Here is a 22,671-nt window from a genome sequence, read left to right as displayed (position 1 = left end):
ACCTAATCAGGGGGAGTCGACAACAGCTGCAGGCGCAACTGAACCAGCGGCATGCCCACTTCATTGCGGGCGTGCGACAACAATGCCAACAGAGCAATCAAAACCTGCTCTGGCTGACGCTGGAACAGGGGCGGGATCTGCGAAGCAAGTTTTTGCAACAACTCACGAAAACGCGGCGTACCCTGCAGCAATTTCAACTGTCGCAACAGATTGGCCAGTTGACCGTGCTGCCTGAGTTCACGGCCCAGCTGAATCCGGCCTTCATCGGAATCCAGCGGTTTGGCCGGCTCCTGACTGAAAAACAGCTCGTAGGCCTTCAGCAGATAAACCTGCAAGCTTTCCTGCAGGGCACGTGAAAGATCATCCGGGGATACTTTCCTGTTAAGGCCAAGAAAAGCCAGATTGTCGAGGAACTCGGAATCAGACTGACGCTGCTCGGCAATCACCGCCTCACGGGTAAACGGCGTAGAAAAAATATCCGCCGCATAGCCAAGCAAGCCTTTGATGCTGTCCTCACCGCCGAGTGTTGCAGAGGTGCCGACGCACACCAACTGCCGGGGGGACATGTCAAAGCGTGCGCGCAACCGGCGTATCAGCAGCGACAGATCGGTTCCCTGCGCACCATCAAAGGTATGCAACTCATCGACGACCAGATAACGCAGGGTATCCGGACCGTTGTGCGCCCAGAGTTTCTGGTCCTGCGGGCGCATCAACAGGTAATCGAGCATCTTGTAGTTGGTCAGCAGGATATCCGGCGGATTGTTGCGCAGGGTTTCCTTGTCGGTGATCACCTGATCGGCCAGCATCACCTTGGTACCCAGTGCATCCCCGCCGACAAACAACCCAACACGCAGCCCCTTCAGCGCCGGCTGGCGATGAATTTCCCTGGCGAAACGTTTGGCCTGATCGCTGGCCAGCGCATTCATCGGGTAGATAACAATCGCCTTGATGCCAGCCCCGCGTGCACGCAGGCAATGATCCAGCAGCGGATAGAGGAAACACTCGGTCTTGCCCGAGCCGGTGCCGGTGGCAACCAGTGTATTGGCAGCCAGGCGGTCAGAAGCCAGACGCTGCCAGGCCTGTTCCTGGTGGGCAAAGGGCGGATGTTCGGTTTCAAAGCCCTGAAAAAAATCCCGGCCGGAAGAACCAGTGAGAAATGGCAGCCCAATGGACACATAAGGCCCCTTGATAAAGGCCTCACCCGCCTGCTGCTCCTCAACCAGCCGTCGAAACTCACCGGCGAAGGGGGCGGTCTCGGTTTCAAAACCGGTGACGATAAACTCGCGCAGGGCGGCGGCAACTTCAGTGGCCAGCAAACCGGGGATCATAAATATCCTTATCCGTTATTCCGTTTCAGTTGTGATAAACCGCAATCAAATCCGACAGGCTCTGGGCCACCACACCCTCTGCCTCCAACTGCCGCTTCAGTTCATCCGGGATGGTCGGTGCAATAGCAGCATATTCCACCGTCCAGCCGGCAAATCGTTTTTGCACCGCCAGAAACCGCCCCGCTGCAAGCTTCAACGCGGCGATCGAAGCTGGCAACTTGTCAGCATTGCGCTTGCAACTGGCGAACCGGATACGACGCTCATCCTCGTTGATGGCGACCAGATCAATTTCAACATCGGCCCGATCCCAATACCCCGACACCCGTTCAGTCAACGGAAAGGAAGCGATGCCAAGTCGGCTGTGCTCCTCGTAAATCTGTGCGACCAGATCTTCCAGGGCATGCCCCTCCACCTCGCACAGACGCTGATCCGCCTGACTGATCAATTGCTCAAGCGGACGAAATGCAGCCGCAGCCACCGGTTTCTGCAAGGCGCCCAACCAGGCACGCAGAAAGTTGTCCTTGATGTAATAGCGCCCTGATCGCGCCTTGGCCCGTGCAAAGACCGGCAAACGCCGCTCAATCATCTGGTAGCGCTCAGCCAGCACCTTCAGATACCCGCCAATCTGCTTTACCTCACCCGGCCCCGAAATATCCGCCAAGGCCGCCTCGATATCGGCGTTGCTGCAACCGGGATGGGCCGAGAGATACTGCAACACCATGTCATAGCGCCCACGCAGCTCCCGCAGGAACCAGTTGTCCGCCTCGTTGCGCAATGGTGACGAGCTGGCAAAGAACAGCCGCGCCAGCAGCTCGCTGCGTGAGGCCGACAGCACACCTTGCTCATAGGCATCCCGGTAAAACTTCGGCACCCCCTCAAACAGATTCCAGAGAAACAACAATCTGTCCGGATCGGTATCTGCATGCGACGCAAGGATTTCAAGAATGGACCGCACGTCCAGGTGGGAGAGCTCTATGGTGTCCGTCGTCCGGTTGAATAGCGGGGCATCCCGGTCCTCCAGCAGGGCAGTCATTTCCGCATGCAAGGATCCCAGCACAATCAAACCGCCGGAAACCTCCTGCACCGGCGCAGCAGCCAGACGGTCCACCGCAGCCTGCAGGTAGGAGCAGAAATCACTCAGCTGCTTGCGATGAAAGTACTGGAACTCGTCCAGAGCAACCACATAGCCCTGGCGCACCAGCGCCTCAATCAAGGTTGCAATATCCGCCAGGCTCTTCACCCGCCGGGGCAGACCGAAGGTCTCCAGATAGCCATTGCAGGCTGCCACCACCCCGACCGCATCAGAGTCAGGGATCTGGATATACAGTGTCTTGTCCTGGCTTCGTGCTTTCAGCGCCTGCTGGATGAGTGCAGTCTTGCCGATGCGCCGGCGACCGGAAATCTGCAGAAAAAACCAGCGCCTGCGCGCCAGTATTCGCTGCATCTGCTCCAGCTCAAGATGCCTGCCATAGAACCGCCACTCAACGCTTTGAGCCACCCAGGCCACCTAATATAAAAGTTTTTACCTTAGCCGAGTCTAGCAGCGGGCAAAGGGTATTGAAACGGTGTATCTCGGTCTACCTCCCTACGGGCAAGGCAATTGACCAAGGCAAATGACAACAAGGGAAAGCCACTTTCAATCTTTCAGCCACTGCAATGCATCTGCCATATTGGAAGCAGAGTCACTCAACGCTGCATGAGTTTCGCGACTACGGCGGAAAGCAGCCAAGCCTTCGGCAACAGGCTCTATGCTGGCCTTGGCGTCCTGGTAGCCCTGCTCCATCCATTCAAGAATGGCCCCGCGCTCAAAATTCAGCATATCTAGCGAGCCCTTGGATATTCCTCTAGGCCGAATTTCCAGAATGCTGGTGTTAGGAAATTTATTGCGATCCCAAAATGTCCCATCTTGCAAATGGGTCACAATAATATGACTACATTTTTCATTTTCTATGAGGGGCACTATGGGTGTATTGCCCTGAAAATTACTGCCTCCGCCCATACCACCGTCGTAAAACTTTTTCCCGTCAATTCGTTGCGCCTCGTAGGCTAAAGGAATTGCCGAGGAGGCCAACAATGCTTTCAACTTAGCATCCGGAGAAAGATTATTTATTAGAATAAAACTGGATGCTTTTGATTCCTTATAAACATCCAGACTAGAAGCAATGAATTGCGAAATATCTTTTATAATACCGTCACTTTCATACACAGAGGCCCAAAAAGGCAGAGCCATATCCTTCGAATCTAAACCCGCATAACGCTTGAGGATATCGACACTGGGCGAATTATCAAAAAAAGCTGGAGTACCGATATACTTGTGATACTTTTCCGGCAGCACACTTCCTAGAATCTGTGTTGACGCTGCAGCTTTCCGCCCTATTGGGCCGCCTAACGCGGCAGCAGCAATTCTCATCATGAAGGCAAGTAAAGCAACAAAATCCATCTTAAGCGGAGAGTTCTCTGCAACCTCATGCCATACTTTTTCAAGTGTCTCTGCCGCCTCCTGAACATTCCTTGAGCCAGCCACAACAGAACCATTCAGCGAACCAATACTGGCGCCAGAAACAGCATCAGGCTGAATATTCTGTTCAGCGAGGTAACGCAAGACACCTGCCTGAAAAGCTCCTTTAGCGCCACCTCCAGAGAGAACCAGCCCTAGCTTAGTTGATTGCAGCATGCTGCCCCCCTGAGCTCAGCAGACAGGACATTTCCTCAACAATGCTGACATTTGAGAATATGAACGGCATTTCTGCCTCGATCTCAGGCACAGAATCACTATTGACAGCCATAATCACAGACTCCAATTCACTGCTCTGATTATCGCTGACAAGACACAATGCCTCTCTCAGCATCTCATCAGTAGCATTGAGCGTAGTAAATAGGGTCTTACGGTCAACCAGTTCATCGGGTCCACGCCCGTTTTTTGCCGACAGAATTCTGATGCAGTCCATTTTCAAGGACTGCAAAACTGTTTCAACGGTCTTGCCATGCGTAGGATCTTTGTCCCTGGATGCAACCCACAAACCGAAATCGCCGAATTTAAGGCGCGTAAGCAACATCCATAGACTTTGTTCAGGCGTAAACAGGTCATCACACGACTCAAAGATACTAAGCGCAAGTGATTTTTCCGCCATTGCTCTATTATGTAATTCTAGGCCATCAATTTTATGCGCCAAGAAGTGCTCCATAACAGACAATCTATCCGCCAACGCCTGCACATTGTCGCGAAGGCGCGATGTGTCGCCAGCGATCTCTTGCAACTTGGCTGAAACCAAGGCAACCCCATCCATCACCTGCTGCAAAAAGACTTCATTTCTTGCGAGGCGTACCTCGTTATTTACCAGGTAATCCTTTATAAATACAAAACTAGTCTCAACACTGGTATCGATCAACTCCTGACGCTTTCTGCTGCGGCCTGTAATCCTATCAAAAAAGCGTGCAGAAAAGCCTTTGGCAGACGTTTGCGATTTGACGTCAATGTGATCAGACATCACACTCAAACCATTGATAAAATCCACAATAGCCTTTTCTTCAAGATGCGGATATTTTTGTAAAAGACCATCAAGGCAAGCAGATTCAATATCGTTCATAACCACCTCTACTTCCCAAATTTAAGTGCATCAATCCCGCGAATGGCAATTTCAATTCGCTTTAAACAGACAAGATTATCCTTCTTTACCGTGTCCATCATTTCCTTCACCCTCGATATGATAGAGACACTTTCATCCTTGAGCTTTTTTGAATTTTCCAGTGCCTCCTCAATCCCCTTTACATCTGAAATCACCTTGGCAAAAACCTCATCAACGGCCGGAACAAGCTTATCCTCAAACTGCTTGGCGAGACGAGCTTCAACATCTGCATAAAAGCCATCTGCAAGCGCCTGCGCTTCTTCAACATAGTCATTCAAAACAACTTTGTAGCGTTTAACGTCTTGTGTGCTTGTTTCTACCACTTCAGCGTAATCACTTCTCTTCCCAAAGCTCAAGACTTTTAACGTCTTGTGCAGCCAACCTTCTCTCTTGACTTTCTTTTTCCATGAATGTGTAACGGTCTCGCTATAGGATTCGACAGCATCTGATGGCTTTAAATTAAAACCGCCTCCACCCAGCACATCCAGATTAAAACTATCCGCGAGGCTCACATTAAATTCAAACCCTTTGCCCCGCATTTCGACTTCGTAGTCCGTACACAGCTGTTCAAGCTGACCAAAGAGCTGAACCTGGATCTCATGTTTAGTATTATCTTCAAGTTCATTTAACTGTTGCTGCAGGGAATTCACCATTGACATAAAAATAGAGTTCAGAACTGCACTGGCTTTTTCAGCGAATTTCACTGCGGCATTCCGATCGCTACCAAACTCAAGAACACCATCACCTTGCGAGTGCTTTTCTATCTGAGCGTGCAAATTATTCAAATCACTCTCAATAATTAACAGCTCTTTTTTTGCCGCACCAGACCAATGACGCCGCTGCTGCTGTTCCTTTTGAGTGGACTTTTCGTCCACCTCACTTTTAAGCTTACCAATTAACTTGGCGCGCTCTCTGGAAAACTCCACACTAATTTGATCTTTAACTGAGCCGACATGCTGCTTCAAGGTAGCCTGGGCATTGGCGCGATATTCAGCAATACCAACCCCCTTGACCTCATCAAGCTTGTTATAGATGAATTGAATGGACTGAACCAGTTTTTGGGTTCTCTCAATACTGTTGGTAAGTGCATCCATTTCTTGCGCAAGACCACCACGCACAACAGCAGTAAATCTGTCGATTTTTCCAGAGTTCTCTTTCAACCTAGCCAGCGCTGCTTGTAGACTGTTCTCACCCGCTTTTGTGTAGGCTTTTTCGAGCATATTCCTGGTAAACACAGCATAACCCGAGCGTTTGTACAACCGATCACTTTTAACCTTGATTTGCTCGTATGTCAGCTCATCGGCCTCATCATCATCCAGCTCACCAAAAGCCGCCTTGATAAAATCCTTATTTATCTCATCCTTTATAAAAGCCGATATCGGAACACCTTCATCAATTTGCTGATTTACCCGTTCGACGATAAATGCGTAATGAGACGAAACCGGAAATACCTCATCGGGCGTGATGAAATCATCATCGACACTATCATTCAACAAGTCACTAGACAGCTTTTTGGTTCTATCTGCATCAAGGTCGTTATGCTTTTTCTCATCAAACCGGTTCACCACCACAAATGAGCGCTCACGGAACACCTCTTTAATGCCCCGGATCTGATTCCTGATATCCAAATCTTGTTCAGTGTTTAGTTGCGTGTAGTTCATTACCAGCAACACCATGGATGCATTTTTCTCAATTTGCTCCGACAATATCCTTTTCAAAACGGTGCTTTGACCGGCTTCATTAGGACCAGGGGTATCCAGCAAAGCCAGCGAGCCGGCATGTCGCCCCTCAGGGCTTCCTGCCAAACAACGGAATTCGATTTCTACCGTTGGTAGACTTTGTATATCAGTAAAATGCGTTAAGTAGTTATCAAGATTGACGTTGAAACCATCATGCCCTGCAAGCCGCAACGTATCGTTGATCAGAAACAAGGCCTGATGTATCTCATCTTTACCAACATACTCAGCCCTGATGTCACCTGATCTATTTTTAATGGTATCGAGGGCTTCATTTATTTTGGATAAGTCAGCGCCCTGCTCTTCGACGGTTGCAGCTTGCGCATTTACCTCGGCAAGCAGCGCCTTGAAAACATCAAGCTTGTGCAGCTTAAGTACCGGCTCTTTCTGCCCTGGCTTATGCCGGATAAGTGTTGGGAGAGTGGTCATGGCCGTCAATCGGTGCGGCAATACCTCCTCACCGATCAGCGCGTTGATGGTGGTTGACTTACCCGCCTTCATGGTCCCAATCACCGCGATCGTGGACTCAAGGGCCTGGACTTTTACGTTGTCACTGGCCAACGCAGAAATTTGCTTATCCAGTTCAGCAGGGGAAAAGGAAGTACCGGTTGCTTCTGACTTCCAAATAGCCTCTTCATCCTTCAGCCTGGTCATCAGACCTTGCTGCTTTTCAATCAGGGTTTTAATTTCTTCTTGCAATGCCAATAAGATCATAGTGTCGCCTCAAATATGTCCCACGCCACCCGGTAATCCTCTTCCCTGTCGGGTTTGAAGAAGGGGGCGTGGTAGGTGATGGTGGTTTCCCGGGGGCCGCCGGGGAGGGTGTCGTCGGTAAAGGTTTTGCTGACCGTGCCTTCGGTCAGGTGCTGGATGTCTTCCCAGCCCAGGGCGATGCCCTGGGTGGTGTGGTTGGGGGTGTCGATGGCGTAGTGGGTGCCGTCGGCGAGGTCGCTGTTGCGGGCCTTGCGGGGCAGGCCGACGCCTACCAGGCCTTTGCTGGGGGTGAAGACGATGCGGCCGCGCTGGTCGTACCAGGTGTCGGCTTCGTACTGGCGCATGACGGGGAACTGGACGCGGTAGATGGTGAGCAGTTCTTCCAGCGTGAGGCCGAGGGCCTGGGCGACGAGGACGTCGATTTCTACCAGGGCCTGGCGGCGGGCGTAGTCGGTGCGCAGGGCGTTGTGGCGTTGCCACTCGGGGGTGAGGTTGGCGAAGAAGTCCTGTGGCAGTGCGGCAATGGGTACGCGGGTGGCGGCCCAGCATTGTTGGCGGAAATTGTCTTGCCAGTTGGATTGCCAGAGATCAGCGTAATAACTAGTTAAAGCGGATAGGCCAAGGACTCGAACAGTCAAACGACTATCACCGCGCAGACTATCGGGTAGAGCGTAGTCCTCAATACTTTGGTGAAGGTTTGTACGCCCAGACAATTTCATCATGAAATCGTAAACAAGCGAATAACAGGCTCCAGCTACCAAGATCAACAATTCCTGATCGGTGAAGCTGTATGTCCGAACTCCGTTGGTATGTCCGATACCCGGCGGTATCACAGCGGGCACTAGCCCCTTTTCCGCCCCGATACTAATCATCGCTCTCAACGCTAAACGGTAATAATCCGTCACCAATCCCTTCCGGTGCTCGCCCTCTTCCACCCAAGGCACGCGCGGGGTACGGTCGCGGTAGGTGGCAGGGTCGCAGGCGGGGATGTAGTTGGTGCGCGGCAGGTAGTCGTCCGGCAGGGTTTGCAGGTCGAGGATGTCGTAGTGGCCTTTCTCTGTACATACCGTTCGCGGAGTTTTATAAAGCGGGCTGCCAACAAAAAAATGGGGGCCAGAGAGTATCAATTGCCCCGAAGATTTGGGAAATAATGTTTTCCGCTGCGTAGTTCCATCCTTTTGAGCAGCTGTTTCGTCAAACATAATTGTGGCAAAGTACTGTCCCTGTAAATCACCTAACCGAACACTGCATTTGGCAAATTTGCCCATAACTTCCAGCAACTGTTTTGAGTGGATTGCTGGCAACCGGGCCTCCAGCGGACTAGTTCCGGACTCGTCATAGAGTTGGGCAAAAAGCGCCAATTCTTCCTCACCAATATCGATTATGCGGTCTAAGTGACCACTTTGGTTCCAGTGACCAGTTTCTTCGTCTTTGATACCACCCACCAGCCCGCGACCATCATGTGTAAAGGAGGCATCTATGGTCTGGGGGACGAAGAGATTCGCCATGTTGTGAAAGCTTGGCGTTGCACAGATTGGACCGTACACATTGATACTGAACTTCGCGCGATGCGCAATTGGGAACAGTATCCGCTGATTTTGGAATTGAAAGTGGCTATTTAGACGAAGATATAGTTCTCGGCGGAACTCTCCACCCTTAGGGTCATCGTATATGCCTTCCGGGTGTAGAAAGCCACAGACTCCCTGGCCATTCACATTCGTCCAACCGCGAGGCAGAAAGCATCGGTACAAGTTGGCCTTTTGCCCCGCGAGCTGCGGGTAATTCTGGGTGGCGTTCAAAAACGCCTGCGAACCTTCCGCTTCCGCCAGTTCGGCAAACCAAGCCTGCTGCAGCTGCGGGCTGCGCTCAAAGGCGGCTTCGCGCTCATCGGTCAGCTGCTTGGCGCTGAGTTTGTGCAGCACAAAGCGCGGGTTATAGTCACCCAGCACGCCGCCTTCCTGCCATTCCACCTTGCGCCAGGGTGGGTTGCCCAGAGTGATGTCGAAGCCGCCGCGCTTGGCAAAGATGTCGGCGAAGGCCAGTTCCCAGTGGAAAAAGCGGAAGTGTTCGCCCAGTTCGTTGGCAATGGCCAGGGTGTTGAAGAAGGGGTTTCTGAACAGCTTTTCCAGGTTGAGTTCGCCCTGCTGGGTGCTGACCTCGCGGGCGGCGCGGGTTTCGGCGCGCAGGCTTTGCTGGGGGTCGTCGGCGGCGAACAGGTCGTTGATGGGTTTGGCGAAGAGGTCGTCGTCACCCTCTCCCCCGACCCCTCTCCCTTCAAGGGAGAGGGGGGATTGCGCCGGGGCGAATTCGAAGGTGCCGGCGCTGTTGAGGAGGGTATTGAGGTCGAACAGCCATTTCTGGCGGTCGGGCAGTTGCTCGACTTTGTCCAGCGGCCAGAACCACAGGGCGCACCAGTAGTCCATGGCCAGTTTCAGGCGGCGGTAGGGCGAGGCGATGCGGGCGTTGGTGTTGAAGATGCCGGTGCTGCGCAGCTGGTCCTTGGCATGGGTGCTGGTGAGGTGTTCGGCCATGTGTGGCTGGCCCCACAGGGCATAGCTGTCTTCGGTGCGCCGGCGGTGCTGTTCGAGCATGTGCGTGTGTTCGCGCCAGAGGCGGTCCACGGCGTCGCTGAGGCTTTGCAGGGTGCGGATTTCCTGCTCTTCGAGCGGCGCGCAGAAGGTCTTTTTCCAGTCCTTGATGGCTTTGAAGGCATCCGGGCGCAGTTGTTTGGCGACCTTGTCGTTGTAGTCGCACATGCCGGGGTCGGGCAGCAGGAAGTGATAGACCTCGTTGCTGCGCCGGGCACCCTCGCCTGCGGGTTCAAGCAGGCTGTGCGGGGTTAAACGGCGCGGGGCCTGGTTAAACCAGAGGCTGTCCTTGTGCTGCTTTTTCAGGGCGCTGGCGGGGAAGACCTCGCGGCGGGCGCCGATCAGGCTGTTGCCGGTGAACAGCTGGTAGCCGAACCAGGGTACATGGTGGCCGCCGGACAGGGCGTTGAGCCAGAGGGAGACTTCGGCCAGCTCGACGGCGATGGGGTTGAGGTCGACGCCGAATACGTTGTGGTCGGCAATGTGCATTTTTACCCGCTGCAGTTCCCGCTGGTAGTCTTCGTGGGGGATACGCTGGCCGAGTTCCTGCTGTTTGCGGGTGAGGTAGGCCTCACTGAGCTGGTTGACCGCTTCGTTCAAGAAGGCCGCGCTGCCCATGGCGGGTTCGCAGATGGTCAGGTTGAGGATGTCGTCGGCGCTGACATCATCACCCAGGCGTTCTTTGAGGGTGTATTTGACCAGGCTTTTGGTCAGCACTTCCGGGGTGTAGTAACTGGCGGACTTTTCGCGGTCGCGACCGGCCATGCGGTAGATGAATTTGCCCTTGGGGTGGACGCGCAGGCTTTTTTTGCCGTCGATCAGGTCGTAGACGCGTTCTTTATCGTCGAATTCGTCGAGCTGGCTTTGGGTGACGAAGTAGCCGGTGTCCAGATCGTCCGGGTTGATGTTCTGGCCCTTGGGGGCGACCTCGTACAGGTCTTCGCTGGCGAAAAAGCCTCGGTAGCTGAGCAGGGCTTCGTACACGGCACCGAGCTGGTTGATACCCAGCTGGGTGTAGCTGACGCGGCCACGGCGGCGTTTGCCCTTTTGCGGGCGGGTCAGCGACATGCTCTGGATCACCTGCTGCAAGGTGTCGTTGCTGAAGGTGACGCGGTTCAGCAGCGGGGTGCTGGCCGGGTCGAACAGGTGACTGTCGAGCCCTTGCAGGGAGAAGGCGTTGGTGGTGCTGGCGTGCAGCTGGTCGGCCTGGCGATTGCCGCTGTGGCCCTGATAAATCAGCGCGAACATGCGTTGCAGGCTGTGGTGGAAGTAGTGCCCGCGGCGGCTGTCTTCGGTGGTCAGCCGTACGCTTTCCAGATCGCGCAGGCTGTCGAGGCTGTAACCCATGCGCCAGGTTTCATCGCTGCTGGGCAGGTAGCCCAGCTCTGGCCGCGCTTCGATATAAAACAGGAACAGCAGGCGGTACATATAGCGCAGGCATTCCCTGGACAGCTGTTCGGCATCCAGGGCGTTGCTGCCGGTAAAAATGCCCTCCTTGCGCTCGCGGGCCAGCTCAATCAGCTGCGCGGCGGCTTCGTTGCCGAGCAGTTCAATGGCCTGGCGCAGGGCGTACTTGAGGTCGTCGGACACTGCAAAGGCATGCTTGTGGCTGTTTTCGTCCAGGCTGTCGAGGCGGCATTGGCCTTCGGTTGGCGCCAGACTGTCGCGGTGCAGCAGCACGGCGGTGGCCTTGAGGGTGTTGTCGTCGCGGCGGCCGAGAATCTCTTCCCAGTCAAAACGCAGCATGCGGTTCTGTGACCACTTGTAGCGGTCGATAAGGATGCCCTGACGGTCGGACAGCAGCAGCACCCAGCGCGGCGGGTTGTCGTTATGGGCGGCTACCTGACGGAATAGCGCCTCGTTGAGGATGCTGTACCAGTCGGTATTTTTCAGTTTGTCGTGGTGCGGGCCGGGGCCGAAGAACTGGTTACTGTGCAGGCGCAGCGATAGCGGGTCTTCGCCTTCGTTGTTGGCATCCAGTGCGCCGAGCACCCAAAGCTGGTCGCCTATGGCGCTGAGCACCGGCAGTTCGGTGTTGGGGGCAATAGCGCGGTTTTGTGGCTGCCAGGGGATGCCGAGTGTGCCGAGAAGGTCTTTGTAGAACTCGCGCTGAAGGCGGATACGCTCGGCGACGCTGCGCTCGCTTTTGAGCTTGTGGCGCAGGGCGAAGTAGCTCTGGTTGAGGTTGCGCAGGGCGCGGTGCGGCGTGGTGTAAGCCTGACCCTGTGCTTTGGCAGCGTCTTCACGCGCCTCCCAGTCCTTGATGATGTCGGCAAAGTCACCCTGAAACACTTCGGCCAGGTAGTGGGCGCTGAAGAACTCGTTGTCGTTGGTCAGTCCGATAAAGGTGGCGACGCTGTCGTGTACGGCCATGGGGTGTTCCTGTTGATCCTGTGGTTCAGGCGCTTTCGCGGGTGAACACGGCGATAATTTGGATAAAGGGCACCGGCTCGATACTGAGGGTGTCGCGGACCCAGCACTGGTAGTCCTCGAAGATGCGCTCGATACGGCTCATGCGTTCTTCGCGGCGGGCGGCCTTGAAGTGTTCAGCCTGGCCAGAGCCCTGCAGTTGCAGATCGAGCTGGCGTACCTGACGGTCTTTCAGGGCTTGCAGGCTGGCCAGTTGCTGCTGCAAACGCGGCTGGCTGTCGGCACTGTAGGTTTGCTGGCGTTGCTGCATGGCGGCTTTGGCTGCGTCAATCACCGGCTGACGCAGGGCTTCCAGCGGGCCGAGGTTGACTGGCTGGGCACGGTTGGGCAGCCGGTTGTCCAGTTGCAGGGTTTTCAGCCAGTCTTCGGCCGCTTGCAAGCCCGTCACCGCGCCGTTGCGGGTGGTAATGGCGAACCACTGCCAGATCACCGGGTGGGCCTTGCGGTTGGGAATCAGACCGCTGAGTAAAAACACGCTTTCGCCGGGTTGCAGGGCGGCGCTGACCTGTGGGGTATCCGGCAATGCCAGTACCGGGGCGCTGTGGCGGGCGACCTGGGCCAGCAGTTTGTCCTGCAGCCATTCGATGGCCGGGTGCTGGGGCCACAGGTAATGCAGTTTGGGCCAGGCGTTTTCGTCCTGCCGGCTGCGGCGGATTTCCTCGGCAAAGCGCTGCTTGTCCGCAGTGAGCACCAGGCTGCCGTCCTCCGGGCTGATTTCCGGTGGCAGGAAGCGAAAGCGGTAGTCCAGATCGTCCGGCGGGGTCAGGGTCAGGGTCTGGCGCTCGTTATTGGCGCTGAAACTGACCTGCTTGCGCTCGCGGTTGAGGGCTTCCAGCGCCTGACGGGCAAATTCGTAGTCACTGGGGAACAGGCTGTAACGCTCAGCGGTGTGTTGCTCCTGTTGCCCGGGCGTTTTCGGGGCGGCTGCCTCGGGGTTGAGGAATAGCGCCAGCAGGTCGTCGCCTTCGTTGCTCTGGTCTGCCTGATATTGCTGGTCAAAGGCCGCAGCATCGGTGCCATCGGCCATCGCCTGCATGGTCAAGGCCGCTTCGGCATCAGGATCATGCACCTTCATAAAGGTGGCCGGATCACCGATGTTCTTGTAGGCCTGCTGGTCCTTGTCCTTGAGGATTTCCAGTATGCGCTGGTCGCCGCGCACCTTGGGGTTATCGCTCTGGTTGATCAGGTAGGTGATGATCGGCGTGTGTTCCTGGCCATATCGGTCTACCCGTCCATTGCGCTGCTGGAACACCATCAGCGACCAGGGCAGATCGAAGTGCACCAGCCGGTGCGACAGGTAATGCAGGTTGATGCCTTCGCTGGCGACGTCGGAACACAGTAGTACACGCAGCTTGCTCTCCGGTTTGCCGAAGTCCTCGACAATGGCCTGCTGTTCGATGTCGCCCATGCCGCCATGCAGAATACGGATGGCATCATCTTTCAGATTGAGGTCGCCCTGCAGTTGGCCATGCAGCCAGTTGAGGGTTTCGATGCGCTCGCTGAAGATCACCAGACGGTCGTCGGTGTCGGTTTTCTTCCAGCCGTACTCCCTGCTGCTGAGCAGCTTGAGCAAATCCCGGTATTTGTGGAAGCTGGCCGGGGTGATGTTGCGCAGGGCCAGCAGCAGGCTGTGCAGGGCCTGCACTTCCTGCTGTTCGTCTGCACTGGGGTTGGCATTGCCGGTCAGCTTTTTGATGCGCTGCCGGACCGACACTTCTGCGGCGGCCGGTGAGCTGAAAATGGCTTTTTGCAGGCCGATACGCACCAGTTGGCCATTACGTTCGGCATTGTGCTCACCCCGATAGGTAAAGGGCACCTCCAGCAGGGCCTGGTAGGCGGCCTCTTCTTCCAGACTGGCCTTCAGGTAGATGTCGTTGACCTGTCGCTCCTTGAACTCCTGCTGCACCTGATCGCGGATGTCCTTCTTGAAGCGGCGGATCACCAGTCCCTTGTCACGAAAGTCTTCCCTGGCGTAGTCGTCCGGGTCAGAAATGGCCGTGGGGTCGAGCATGTTCATCAGGCTGGCGAAGCTTTTTGCCTTGCCGTCGTGGGGTGTGGCCGAGAGCATGATCAGGGTGTCGGAACGCCCGGCCAGCAGTTGTGCCAGCTGGGCGCGCTGGGAACTGCTGCCGCGCTCGGCAACGTTGTGTGCCTCGTCGATGACGATAATGTCCCAGTAGGCCTGTTCCAGATGGCGACGGTATTCGTTGTCCTGCTTGAGGGTGTCGATGGAGATGATCGACTTGTCGTAGTAGTAGAACGGGTTGTGATTGCCGGGTATGTGGTTGCGCACGCGCTGCAGGCCGGCGGAGTCCAGTCGGGTGAGCGGGATGGTGAAGCGATTCCACATTTCCTTCTGGAACTGGGTCATCATGCTTTTCAGGGTCAGTACCAGAATCCGCTTGCCGCGGCCACGACGCATCAGCTCGGTCATCAGGATGCCGGCTTCGAGGGTTTTACCCAGGCCCACGGCATCGGCAATCAATATGCGTTGGCGATTCTGTTTGAGGGCCTGCAGCGCCGGGTCCAGTTGGTAGGGAACCGGGTCCATGGCGGCTTTGTGGCCGAGGTGGATCTTGTCATCTGCCGGGGTGATCTGGCGCAACTGGGTTTCGATAAACAAGCGGCTTTTTTCAAAGCCGGGACTCAGATCCTGTTCAAAGCGGGTTTCTGCCGGGTCGAGCACGCGAATGGCGTCTGCCTGTTCTTCCAGGCGGGTGAGAAAGCGGGCACTTTTGCCGGTGACCAGCTCGGACAAGCCATCCACGGTGAGGATATAGCCGCCATCATCGCTGGCATCCGCCCGGCGGACGATCCACTCACAGTCACGAATTACAACACGGGCGCCTGGGGCGTAGAGGGCGGCTTGCATGGGGCATCCTTTTACTTCTGCAGCGACACATAACCGGTCTAGAAGGCGCTACACCAACGGTCCGTGTCTTTTAGTTATCTCATCATTACTGGCACGATGATGCTTCAGATTAGTGGCAAAGGGAAGCAATCCAGAGCGATCTTGTGGCGTTATTTGGTCTGGGTGTCTTCAACCAACCGCCCCCGCCACATACACCTCGGCCATGAGTTCCTGCAGGCAGGCTGCGCGATACGCGCAGCTTCGCCTTTCTTGCACGAAATGAGCCGGTCAAACTAATTGATGGTGGCCTTTCCATGCATTGCGGTTCTCCAAGGTTGCCTTGCCCGACAGCCTACAGGCATGATGCGACTAAATACGTCGCACCCCGCCTACGCCGGAGCAAATCTATGAGTCAGCGCACCACCCTGTTCCGCCAGCTTGCAATCCTGCAGATGCTGCCTCGCTCCCCGTACAACCTAAGCACCACGACGATTCAGTTGCGCCTTGAGGAACAAGGCTATCATGTGACGGACCGCTCACTACAGCGCGATCTGGAGAAGCTAGCGAAGCATTTCCCGCTAGCCTGCTGCAAGGATGAAAAACCTTATCGATGGAGCTACATGAGGAACTACACCAGTGACCTACCGGCATTGGATACCGTCACGGCCCTGACGCTGGTGCTGGCCGAAGAAGCTGTTCGGGGACTTCTGCCAAAGGTTGCGATGGACAAAATCAGCTACAAGTTCCAAGGCGCACGCAAGCATCTGGAAGGCATGCAAGCGAATGGCTTTGCGCAGTGGAGCCAACGTGTGCGGGCTATCCCCAATGGCAAATCATTGATAGCCGCCGAGATAAGTCCAACGATCTGGGAACAGCTCACCGATGCCCTGCTGAACAGTTATGCTGTGGATGTCGAGTACCTGAGCCGCGTCAAAGGTGAGGTTAAGAACTTCACCCTGCACCCGCTGGGACTGGTGACCCGTGACAGCAGCTCGTACCTGCTTGCAACAGTCAATGAGCATGATGATGTCCGCCAGTTCGCCCTGCATCGATTCCGCAACGTCACTCCCAGCGCTCGCCTCTATCGGGCTCGCCCGGACTTCAATGTGCAGACTTACATAGACCAAGGGGCCTTTGGCTTTCCCTTGGCCAAAGAGCCGGTCAGACTGGTGGCACGCATCACTTCAGCGGTGGCCTGGCTGCTAGCCGAAACGCCGCTGTGCATGGATCAAACCCTGTCCGAACCAGATGCCGAAGGCTGGGTACAACTGAAAGGTAGCGTGCCGAACGATCAGCAAACGCTGTGGTGGATAATGGGTTTCGGGGCCAGTATCGATGTGCAGGAGCCAACCGAGTGGCGTCAGCATATCTATGAGCAGGCGAGTATTATTGCTTCGCGAGCGTAAGGTGCGGAACAGCTAAATGTGCGTCAGAAACGGCAATCCAGGCATCACACAACGAAACCCGGGACAGCGACCTTTGTGGGGTACGACGGCAAAAAGTCGCAGAGAGGCTACTGCAGGTACCGGACCCCATAGCAGCGGGCATCGGTTCACTCTTCCTTGCCTAAGGCCTCCTTACTCTCAATCGGCTTAATGTTGCGAGGAGTCTTGCTGAGTACTAGGCAGCGTGTTGTGCCCATGTACTCCTCGAACAGGTAGAGCGAGTCCCCAACGCCAAGCCCCATTTCCTGCAGAACTTCGTCAGGAATCCGGATACCGCCATCGCCATCCCAGTCCTCAACCACCACGTGTTGTTTCATTACGACTCCAAGAGGTGGCTGAATGAAACGTCCGCAGGGGGAGGCGACGGCAAGCCGTCACCAACAAAGTCCTGCGGCCCAGGCCATTAGCATAGCAAAAAAGCCCCGATTGCTGTGGCATTTTGCCTAGCTGCCGCAGCTTTATGCTGATTGCTGCCTTTGTGGTAAATTTAATCAGCGCAATCCAGCGAGGAGAGTAGGCATGGCCATCGTGTACGTTACAGTTACACTTGTGGGGCTGCTCACACTGGTCAGCATCATCGGCTGGCATGTGGCAAAGCACCTTGACAAGAAATACGGCACTGAAAAGGACCTCAAGAGCTGACGCCTGGGTAGGCCTTTGACTTTGCCCTGAGGCGTCCACAACGGAAGTATTTTTTGGCAGTCTTTACGTCCTGTCAGGTTTGCCCCTTCCCTGGGGCGTCGAGTTCAGTGTTTTACACCGTTCCCAAGCCATTCCATCAGCTCGCGCTCGGACCAGCGCGCTGTCCTTCCAACCATGTAAAGGCCCGGCATCGTTGGGTGCGATTTCTGCAGTCGCCACAGGGTTTGTCGGCTGATCTGAAGTTTTGCACAAATCTCTTGCGTCGTTTTCAGCACTTCATCAGACATCATCACGTCATCGCCCCCTACGCTTTCCAAGGATGTGATCGTGCGCAAAGGTTATTAAGATCATAGTTTTCTCCTGGTGATTGCGGAGCCCCTATGACACCTGATTTGAGCGATGGAGAAAGGTCGAAAAGGTAGCGAAATTGGTTTCAAAAAATCGAAGACGGGCGACTCAGTTCCATAAAGGATCTGGTACCCCAAACGGTTCCCCAAGGCCCAGAAACGACAAAGGCCCACCATTGCGATGAGCCTATGCTACTGTTTTAATTGGTGCCGGCACCAGGAGTCGAACCCGGGACCTACTGATTACAAGTCAGTTGCTCTACCAGCTGAGCTATACCGGCGCGGGATGCATTATATAGGGACTGCGGTCGGTGTAAAGCCACAGACCGGTTTTCTGCGACTTCAGGAGGCTATGCACAACCATACCAAGGTTGTGAATTATTTCTCTAAAAGCGCTTGACAAAGCCCCCTCAACTCCTTGTTTTTTCTGCACAATCAACAAAGATCACTTTTCAGCCAGAGCGCTGAAAGCCTTGTAATATCTGGCTTTCACGAGGTTACCAAGACGTCACCCACACAGTTATACACAGCAAGCGTGGATAACCACAACCCAGCCATTCCTGTGGATAACCCTGTGCGCAAGCCGTGGGAAGTGTGGTGATAGGATGTTGGCAAACGCTTAGTTGCGCTCGGCAACAATCAGCAGATTGCGCGGCGTCAGCGCAGGTGGGCAGAACTGGCCCAGTTGCACCTGATAGCCCTGCTCCTGAAGAAACAGCGCCCGGTCGAGCAACAGCCAGATTTCCAGCGGCCGACGAAACAGGGCCCGCACCAATTCGAGGTTGCGCACCACAGCCAGCCGTTGCCAGCCCTGCTGTTCAAGCTCAGCCCAGCAGGCTGGCGGCTGCAGCTCCAGCTGGTGATGTGCCGCCATGTCGCGACAAAAAGCCTCAAAGCCTTGATTCATGACGCTCTCCGGGCGCGAGGGCGTACTGAGGTAACTGTCTACCCCTCGGGCCTGACGCTGCCAAAGATCGAAGGCCAGGCGCCAGGCCATGGACTGATCACGCAGACGCCGCACTCGCTGGCCCGAGGTCACGGTTTCCTGTAGTGGCAGACGCAGGTCCTCCTCGCTCAGGCGCAGAGCCGAGCGGGCCGCTCGTTGCGACATGGGTTGGTATTCGCTGCGGCTGATGCGGTTGTAGCAGCAGGGAGAGACCGCCAGTTGGGCACAACCGCGCGCCGCGCCTTCGCGCAGCAGCGTCATGTGCAACTCACCGCAGGCGTGCAGTGCCAACAGACTGTGCTCGGGGCGCAGCTGCTGCCAGGCGGCCGGTTGCAGCACGTCGGCATCCAGATGCCGGGCAGCAATGCCCTGCTGCCGACTCATGGCTGCACCGTCAAAATTGAGCTGGGGATCTCGTTCCAGACAGGTCAGCGGCAGAGCGCTTTGCCAGGCCAGCAAGCGTCCCAGATGACCTTTACCGGCGCACCAGTCAAGCCAGTGGCTGGGCGAGCGCTGCCAGCGCTGCCGACTGGCAGCGGCAAACCGCGTGATTTGCTGCCATTTGCGCCCGGGGATATGCCGGGACAGCAGTTCCGGCAATTCGGCCACAACGGCACCGCTCCAGTCTTCGACCGCACTCAGGGCCTGTGCCTGGGCAGCCAAAGCAGGAAAAGGTGCAGGTGCCGACAACTGCCAGGGCTGATTGTGCTCGCGCTCGGCCTGCTCCAGGCTGCGCTCACGCAACCAGGCGGCCAATGCCGGCCAGTCGGCTTCCCAGGCTAGAGTCAGTTGGGTGAAGGGTTTGGCTCGCCAGAGCGCCTGGTGTTCACACAGCCAAGCGTCCAGTGCGGCGAACCGGGCCGCAAAGTCCATGAGATCTTAGCGCCGGCGGCTGGCGTCCACTTTCAGCCAGCGCTCGATCAGCTTGAACACCTGGGTGAAGGCCAGGGTGATGACCAGATACATCAGACCAGCGACCAGATAGAACAGCTCATACTGGTAGGTCCGCGAATTGATGGTCTGGACGGTGCCCATGATGTCCATCAGGGTGATCATGTAGACCACCGCGCTGGCCTTGAGCATCAGGATCACTTCGTTGCCGTAGGCTGGCAGGCCGATGCGGATGGCGCGCGGCAGAATGATGTACTGCAGGGCCTGACGCCGCGACATGCCCAGAGCCCGCGCGGCCTCAACCTCGCCCGGCGGCACGGCCTGAATCGCGCCACGCAGGATTTCCGCGATATAGGCGGTGGTGTGCAGGGTCATGGTGATCAGCGCACACCAGTAGGGCTCACGCAGGTAGGGCCAGAATATGCTCTGGCGCACCGCCTCGAACTGCGACAGGCCGTAATAGACCAGAAACAGTTGCAGCAGCAGCGGCGTGCCACGGAAGAAAAAGATGTAGCTGTAGGGCAGCACGCGCACATACCAGTGCCGTGAGGCCCGCGCCAGCCCCAGCGGGATGGCCAGAATCAGCCCCAGCACCACTGCCAGGCCGACCAGCTCCAGGGTCATCAGGGCGCCGCTCCACAGCTGCGGCCACCAGCGCACGACCAGTTCCCAACGCTCCAGCCAGCTCATAGCTCAGTCCTCACAAAGCCACGGTTGGCGCGACGCTCGAACCAGTGCAGCGCAATCATGATAATCACCGTCAGCGCCAGATAGATCAGCGCGGCGGCAAAGAAGAAGGTAAAGGGCTCACGGGTCGCCTGCCCGGCAATACGCGCCTGGCGCATCAGTTCATTGAGCGTAATCAACGAAACCAGTGCGGTATCCTTGAGCAGGATCAGATACAGGTTGCCCAGCCCCGGCAACGCCACCCGCCACAGTTGCGGCAGAGTAATGCGCCAGAAAATACGCAGATTCGACATGCCCAGCGCCAGCCCGGCTTCCTTCTGCCCGGGCGGAATCGACAGCAGCGCTCCGCGGAACACCTCGGTAGCGTAGGCACCAAAACACAGACCAAGGGCCAGGGTGCCAGCCACGAAGGGGCTGAAGCTGAATTCCGGATTGCCGAAATGGCTACCCAGCCAGTTCAGCGATGACACCGTGCCGAAGTAGGCCATCAGAACCCAGAGGGTTTCCGGCACACCGCGTACCACCGAGGTGTAAAAACCACCCAGGCCACGCAACAGCATCTTGTCGGAGATCTTGGCGCTGGCCCCGAGCAGGCCTAATACCAGGCCCAGGGCAACCGCTGCCAGGGACAAACGAATGGTCATCCAGGTCCCGTCAAGCAGGGCCGGACCAAAGCCGTGTAAATCGAACATGGGCGCTCGTCAGAACGGCCGGGCCATCAGGCCCGGCCAGCCGGATCAATAAATGCTGAAGGGGAAGTACTTGGCGTTGATCTGCTCGTAGGTTCCGTCTTCGAGGATTTCCTGCAACGCTTTGTTCAGACGCTCACGCAGCGGATCACCCTTGCGCACGGCGATACCGATCTGGTCGTTGTCAAAGACCGGCTCACCCTTGAACTCGAAGTTGGCGCCAGCATCGCTCTGCAACCACTCGTACTGCACGAAGTTGTCGGCCAGCACACCATCAATGCGTCCGGAGCTCATATCCAGGTAAGCGTTCTCCTGGGTGTCGTACAGGCGGATATTGACCACTCCGGCCAGGTTGTCTTCCAGCCACTGACCAGCGATGGTCGCCCGCTGGGCACCAATGGTCTTGCCCTTGAGGCTGGCCTCGTCGGTCTGGAAGTCGGACGACTTGGGAGCAACAAACTGCAGCTTGTTGGTGTAGTAGGGCTCGGTGAAATCAACGGCCTGCTTGCGCTCGTCGGTAATCGACATGGAAGCGACCAGGAAGTCGAAGCGGCGGGTGTTCAGTGCCGGAATGATGCCATCCCAGTCCGAGGTAACAATGCTGCACTCAACTTCCATCTTCTCGCACAGGGCCATGGCGATATCGATATCGAAGCCAACCACGTTGCCACTGCTGTCGATCAGGTTGAAGGGAGGGTAGGCACCTTCGGTACCGATCCGCAGTTTCTCGGCAGCCAGCGCCGGAGCGCTGATAAACACGGCGGCCGCAGCGGCCATCAGGATCTTCTTATAGCTTTTCATCGGTATTGCTCCTTACCTATGGCTGGACATGAACTGCTTGCAGCGCTCCGATTTCGGATGCTCGAACACTTGCTCCGGGGTGCCGATTTCCTCGACCTGCCCCTTGTGCAGAAATACCACCTGACTGGACACCTGGCGGGCAAAGCCCATTTCATGAGTCACCAACAGCATAGTACGCCCCTCGTCGGCCAGCGCCCGAATCACTGACAGCACTTCGTTGACCATTTCCGGGTCAAGTGCCGAGGTCGGTTCATCAAACAGGATCACCCGTGGTTGCATGGCCAGGGTCCGGGCGATCGCTGCCCGTTGCTGCTGACCGCCAGACAACTGGGCCGGAAAGGCATGACGCTTGTCGGCAATGCCGACCTTTTCCAGGAACACCTCGGCGGCGGCAATCGCATCGGCCTTGGACTGCCCCAACACCCGGCGCGGCGCCTCGATGATGTTGTCGAGAATGCTCATGTGCGGCCACAGGTTGAAGCTCTGAAACACGAAGCCGACCCGCGCACGCAGGCGATTGATCTGCTTGTTGTCGGCGGCAACCAGTGCGCCATCCTTGCCAGACTTGAGCTTGAGTTCCTCGCCGGCAACAAAGATCTGCCCGGCATGGGGGTTCTCCAGCAGATTGATGCAACGCAACAGGGTGCTCTTGCCGGAGCCGGATGAGCCCAGGATCGAGATCACGTCACCGTCCCGGGCGATCAGATCGACGCCCTTGAGTACTTCAAGGTCGCCGTAGCGTTTATGCAGGTTACGTACTTCCAGAGCAGGGGGTGTCACTTGTCGTTATCCAGTCGGACGCCGTTGGCGTCATGTTCATTGAACCGGAACCCGGTGCCGGCTGACCGACAGTTCCTTCTGCAATCTTCCTGTCATCCGGCAAAACTAGCACAGGCTCCCGACATGACCAAGAACCCTGATCGGGTCATGTCTCGAATTTGCATGCAAAA

Annotated in this window: 16 protein-coding genes and 1 tRNA gene; 2 read left to right on the top strand and 15 right to left on the bottom strand. The window is 56.3% G+C overall.

Annotated elements, in window-relative coordinates; all coding sequences use genetic code 11:
* Nucleotides 1-2: 2 nt before the first annotated feature.
* The 7 genes from C2846_RS09780 to C2846_RS09750 form a co-directional block, all read right to left on the bottom strand.
* A complete protein-coding gene (locus tag C2846_RS09780; RefSeq protein ID WP_119701352.1) occupies nucleotides 3-1,328 on the bottom strand; it encodes a DEAD/DEAH box helicase in 1,326 nt (441 codons plus the stop codon).
* 25 nt (nucleotides 1,329-1,353) lie between these two features.
* Complete coding sequence (locus C2846_RS09775) at nucleotides 1,354-2,826, bottom strand: ATP-binding protein (RefSeq protein ID WP_205890154.1); 1,473 nt, start codon at nucleotides 2,824-2,826, stop codon at nucleotides 1,354-1,356.
* A 138-nt stretch (nucleotides 2,827-2,964) separates the two neighbouring features.
* Nucleotides 2,965-4,002 carry a patatin-like phospholipase family protein gene (locus tag C2846_RS09770; protein ID WP_119701350.1) on the bottom strand — a complete coding sequence of 346 codons (1,038 nt, stop codon included), beginning with the start codon at nucleotides 4,000-4,002 and terminating at the stop codon, nucleotides 2,965-2,967.
* Nucleotides 3,986-4,915 carry a diguanylate cyclase regulator RdcB family protein gene (locus tag C2846_RS09765; RefSeq protein ID WP_119701349.1) on the bottom strand — a complete coding sequence of 310 codons (930 nt, stop codon included), beginning with the start codon at nucleotides 4,913-4,915 and terminating at the stop codon, nucleotides 3,986-3,988. Before C2846_RS09765 ends, C2846_RS09770 begins: the two co-directional genes overlap by 17 nt.
* A gap of 8 nt (nucleotides 4,916-4,923) precedes the next feature.
* Complete coding sequence (locus C2846_RS09760) at nucleotides 4,924-7,404, bottom strand: dynamin family protein (protein WP_119701348.1); 2,481 nt, start codon at nucleotides 7,402-7,404, stop codon at nucleotides 4,924-4,926.
* On the bottom strand, nucleotides 7,401-12,365 hold the full coding sequence (locus C2846_RS09755) for an Eco57I restriction-modification methylase domain-containing protein (protein WP_119701347.1): 4,965 nt from the start codon (nucleotides 12,363-12,365) through the stop codon (nucleotides 7,401-7,403). Before C2846_RS09755 ends, C2846_RS09760 begins: the two co-directional genes overlap by 4 nt.
* Nucleotides 12,366-12,390: 25 nt before the next feature.
* Nucleotides 12,391-15,294, bottom strand: a complete 2,904-nt coding sequence (locus C2846_RS09750) for a DEAD/DEAH box helicase (RefSeq protein WP_119701346.1) — start codon at nucleotides 15,292-15,294, stop codon at nucleotides 12,391-12,393.
* A gap of 386 nt (nucleotides 15,295-15,680) precedes the next feature.
* Between C2846_RS09750 and C2846_RS09745 the strand changes: the two genes are divergently transcribed.
* The gene (locus C2846_RS09745; RefSeq protein ID WP_119701345.1) at nucleotides 15,681-16,679 is read left to right on the top strand and encodes a helix-turn-helix transcriptional regulator; all 999 of its coding nucleotides are present in this window, start codon (nucleotides 15,681-15,683) and stop codon (nucleotides 16,677-16,679) included.
* A gap of 146 nt (nucleotides 16,680-16,825) precedes the next feature.
* Here the strand turns inward: C2846_RS09745 and C2846_RS09740 are convergent, their stop codons facing one another.
* Nucleotides 16,826-17,035: an AbrB/MazE/SpoVT family DNA-binding domain-containing protein gene (locus tag C2846_RS09740; RefSeq protein ID WP_119701344.1), complete on the bottom strand. Its 210-nt coding sequence runs from the start codon at nucleotides 17,033-17,035 to the stop codon at nucleotides 16,826-16,828.
* 202 nt (nucleotides 17,036-17,237) lie between these two features.
* On the opposite strand from C2846_RS09740, the gene C2846_RS18950 reads away from it, so the two are divergent.
* Nucleotides 17,238-17,360 (top strand): hypothetical protein, encoded by a 123-nt coding sequence (locus C2846_RS18950; RefSeq protein WP_276310925.1) that lies wholly within the window; start codon nucleotides 17,238-17,240, stop codon nucleotides 17,358-17,360.
* Between the two features lie 104 nt (nucleotides 17,361-17,464).
* On the opposite strand, the gene C2846_RS09735 is transcribed toward C2846_RS18950, so the two are convergent.
* The 7 genes from C2846_RS09735 to C2846_RS09705 form a co-directional block, all read right to left on the bottom strand.
* Nucleotides 17,465-17,650, bottom strand: coding sequence for a helix-turn-helix transcriptional regulator (locus C2846_RS09735; RefSeq protein ID WP_338067866.1), 186 nt, complete (start codon nucleotides 17,648-17,650; stop codon nucleotides 17,465-17,467).
* A 262-nt stretch (nucleotides 17,651-17,912) separates the two neighbouring features.
* Nucleotides 17,913-17,988 (bottom strand) — tRNA-Thr (locus C2846_RS09730).
* A gap of 338 nt (nucleotides 17,989-18,326) precedes the next feature.
* Nucleotides 18,327-19,526 (bottom strand): methyltransferase, encoded by a 1,200-nt coding sequence (locus tag C2846_RS09725; RefSeq protein ID WP_119701342.1) that lies wholly within the window; start codon nucleotides 19,524-19,526, stop codon nucleotides 18,327-18,329.
* Between the two features lie 6 nt (nucleotides 19,527-19,532).
* Entirely contained in the window at nucleotides 19,533-20,234 is a 702-nt protein-coding gene (locus tag C2846_RS09720) for an ABC transporter permease (protein WP_080049286.1), read from the bottom strand.
* Entirely contained in the window at nucleotides 20,231-20,923 is a 693-nt protein-coding gene (locus C2846_RS09715; RefSeq protein WP_080049285.1) for an ABC transporter permease, read from the bottom strand. Before C2846_RS09715 ends, C2846_RS09720 begins: the two co-directional genes overlap by 4 nt.
* Nucleotides 20,924-20,968: 45 nt before the next feature.
* Nucleotides 20,969-21,721 (bottom strand): ABC transporter substrate-binding protein, encoded by a 753-nt coding sequence (locus tag C2846_RS09710; protein ID WP_080049284.1) that lies wholly within the window; start codon nucleotides 21,719-21,721, stop codon nucleotides 20,969-20,971.
* Nucleotides 21,722-21,733: 12 nt separating this feature from the next.
* Nucleotides 21,734-22,501 carry an ABC transporter ATP-binding protein gene (locus C2846_RS09705; RefSeq protein ID WP_080049283.1) on the bottom strand — a complete coding sequence of 256 codons (768 nt, stop codon included), beginning with the start codon at nucleotides 22,499-22,501 and terminating at the stop codon, nucleotides 21,734-21,736.
* Nucleotides 22,502-22,671: the final 170 nt, after the last annotated feature.

This window comes from Pseudomonas jilinensis (assembly GCF_003586265.1).
Taxonomy (GTDB): domain Bacteria; phylum Pseudomonadota; class Gammaproteobacteria; order Pseudomonadales; family Pseudomonadaceae; genus Halopseudomonas; species Halopseudomonas phragmitis.
The sequence above is the reverse complement of the archived record's forward strand: the minus strand, read 5'-3'. Positions and strand labels throughout refer to the sequence as shown.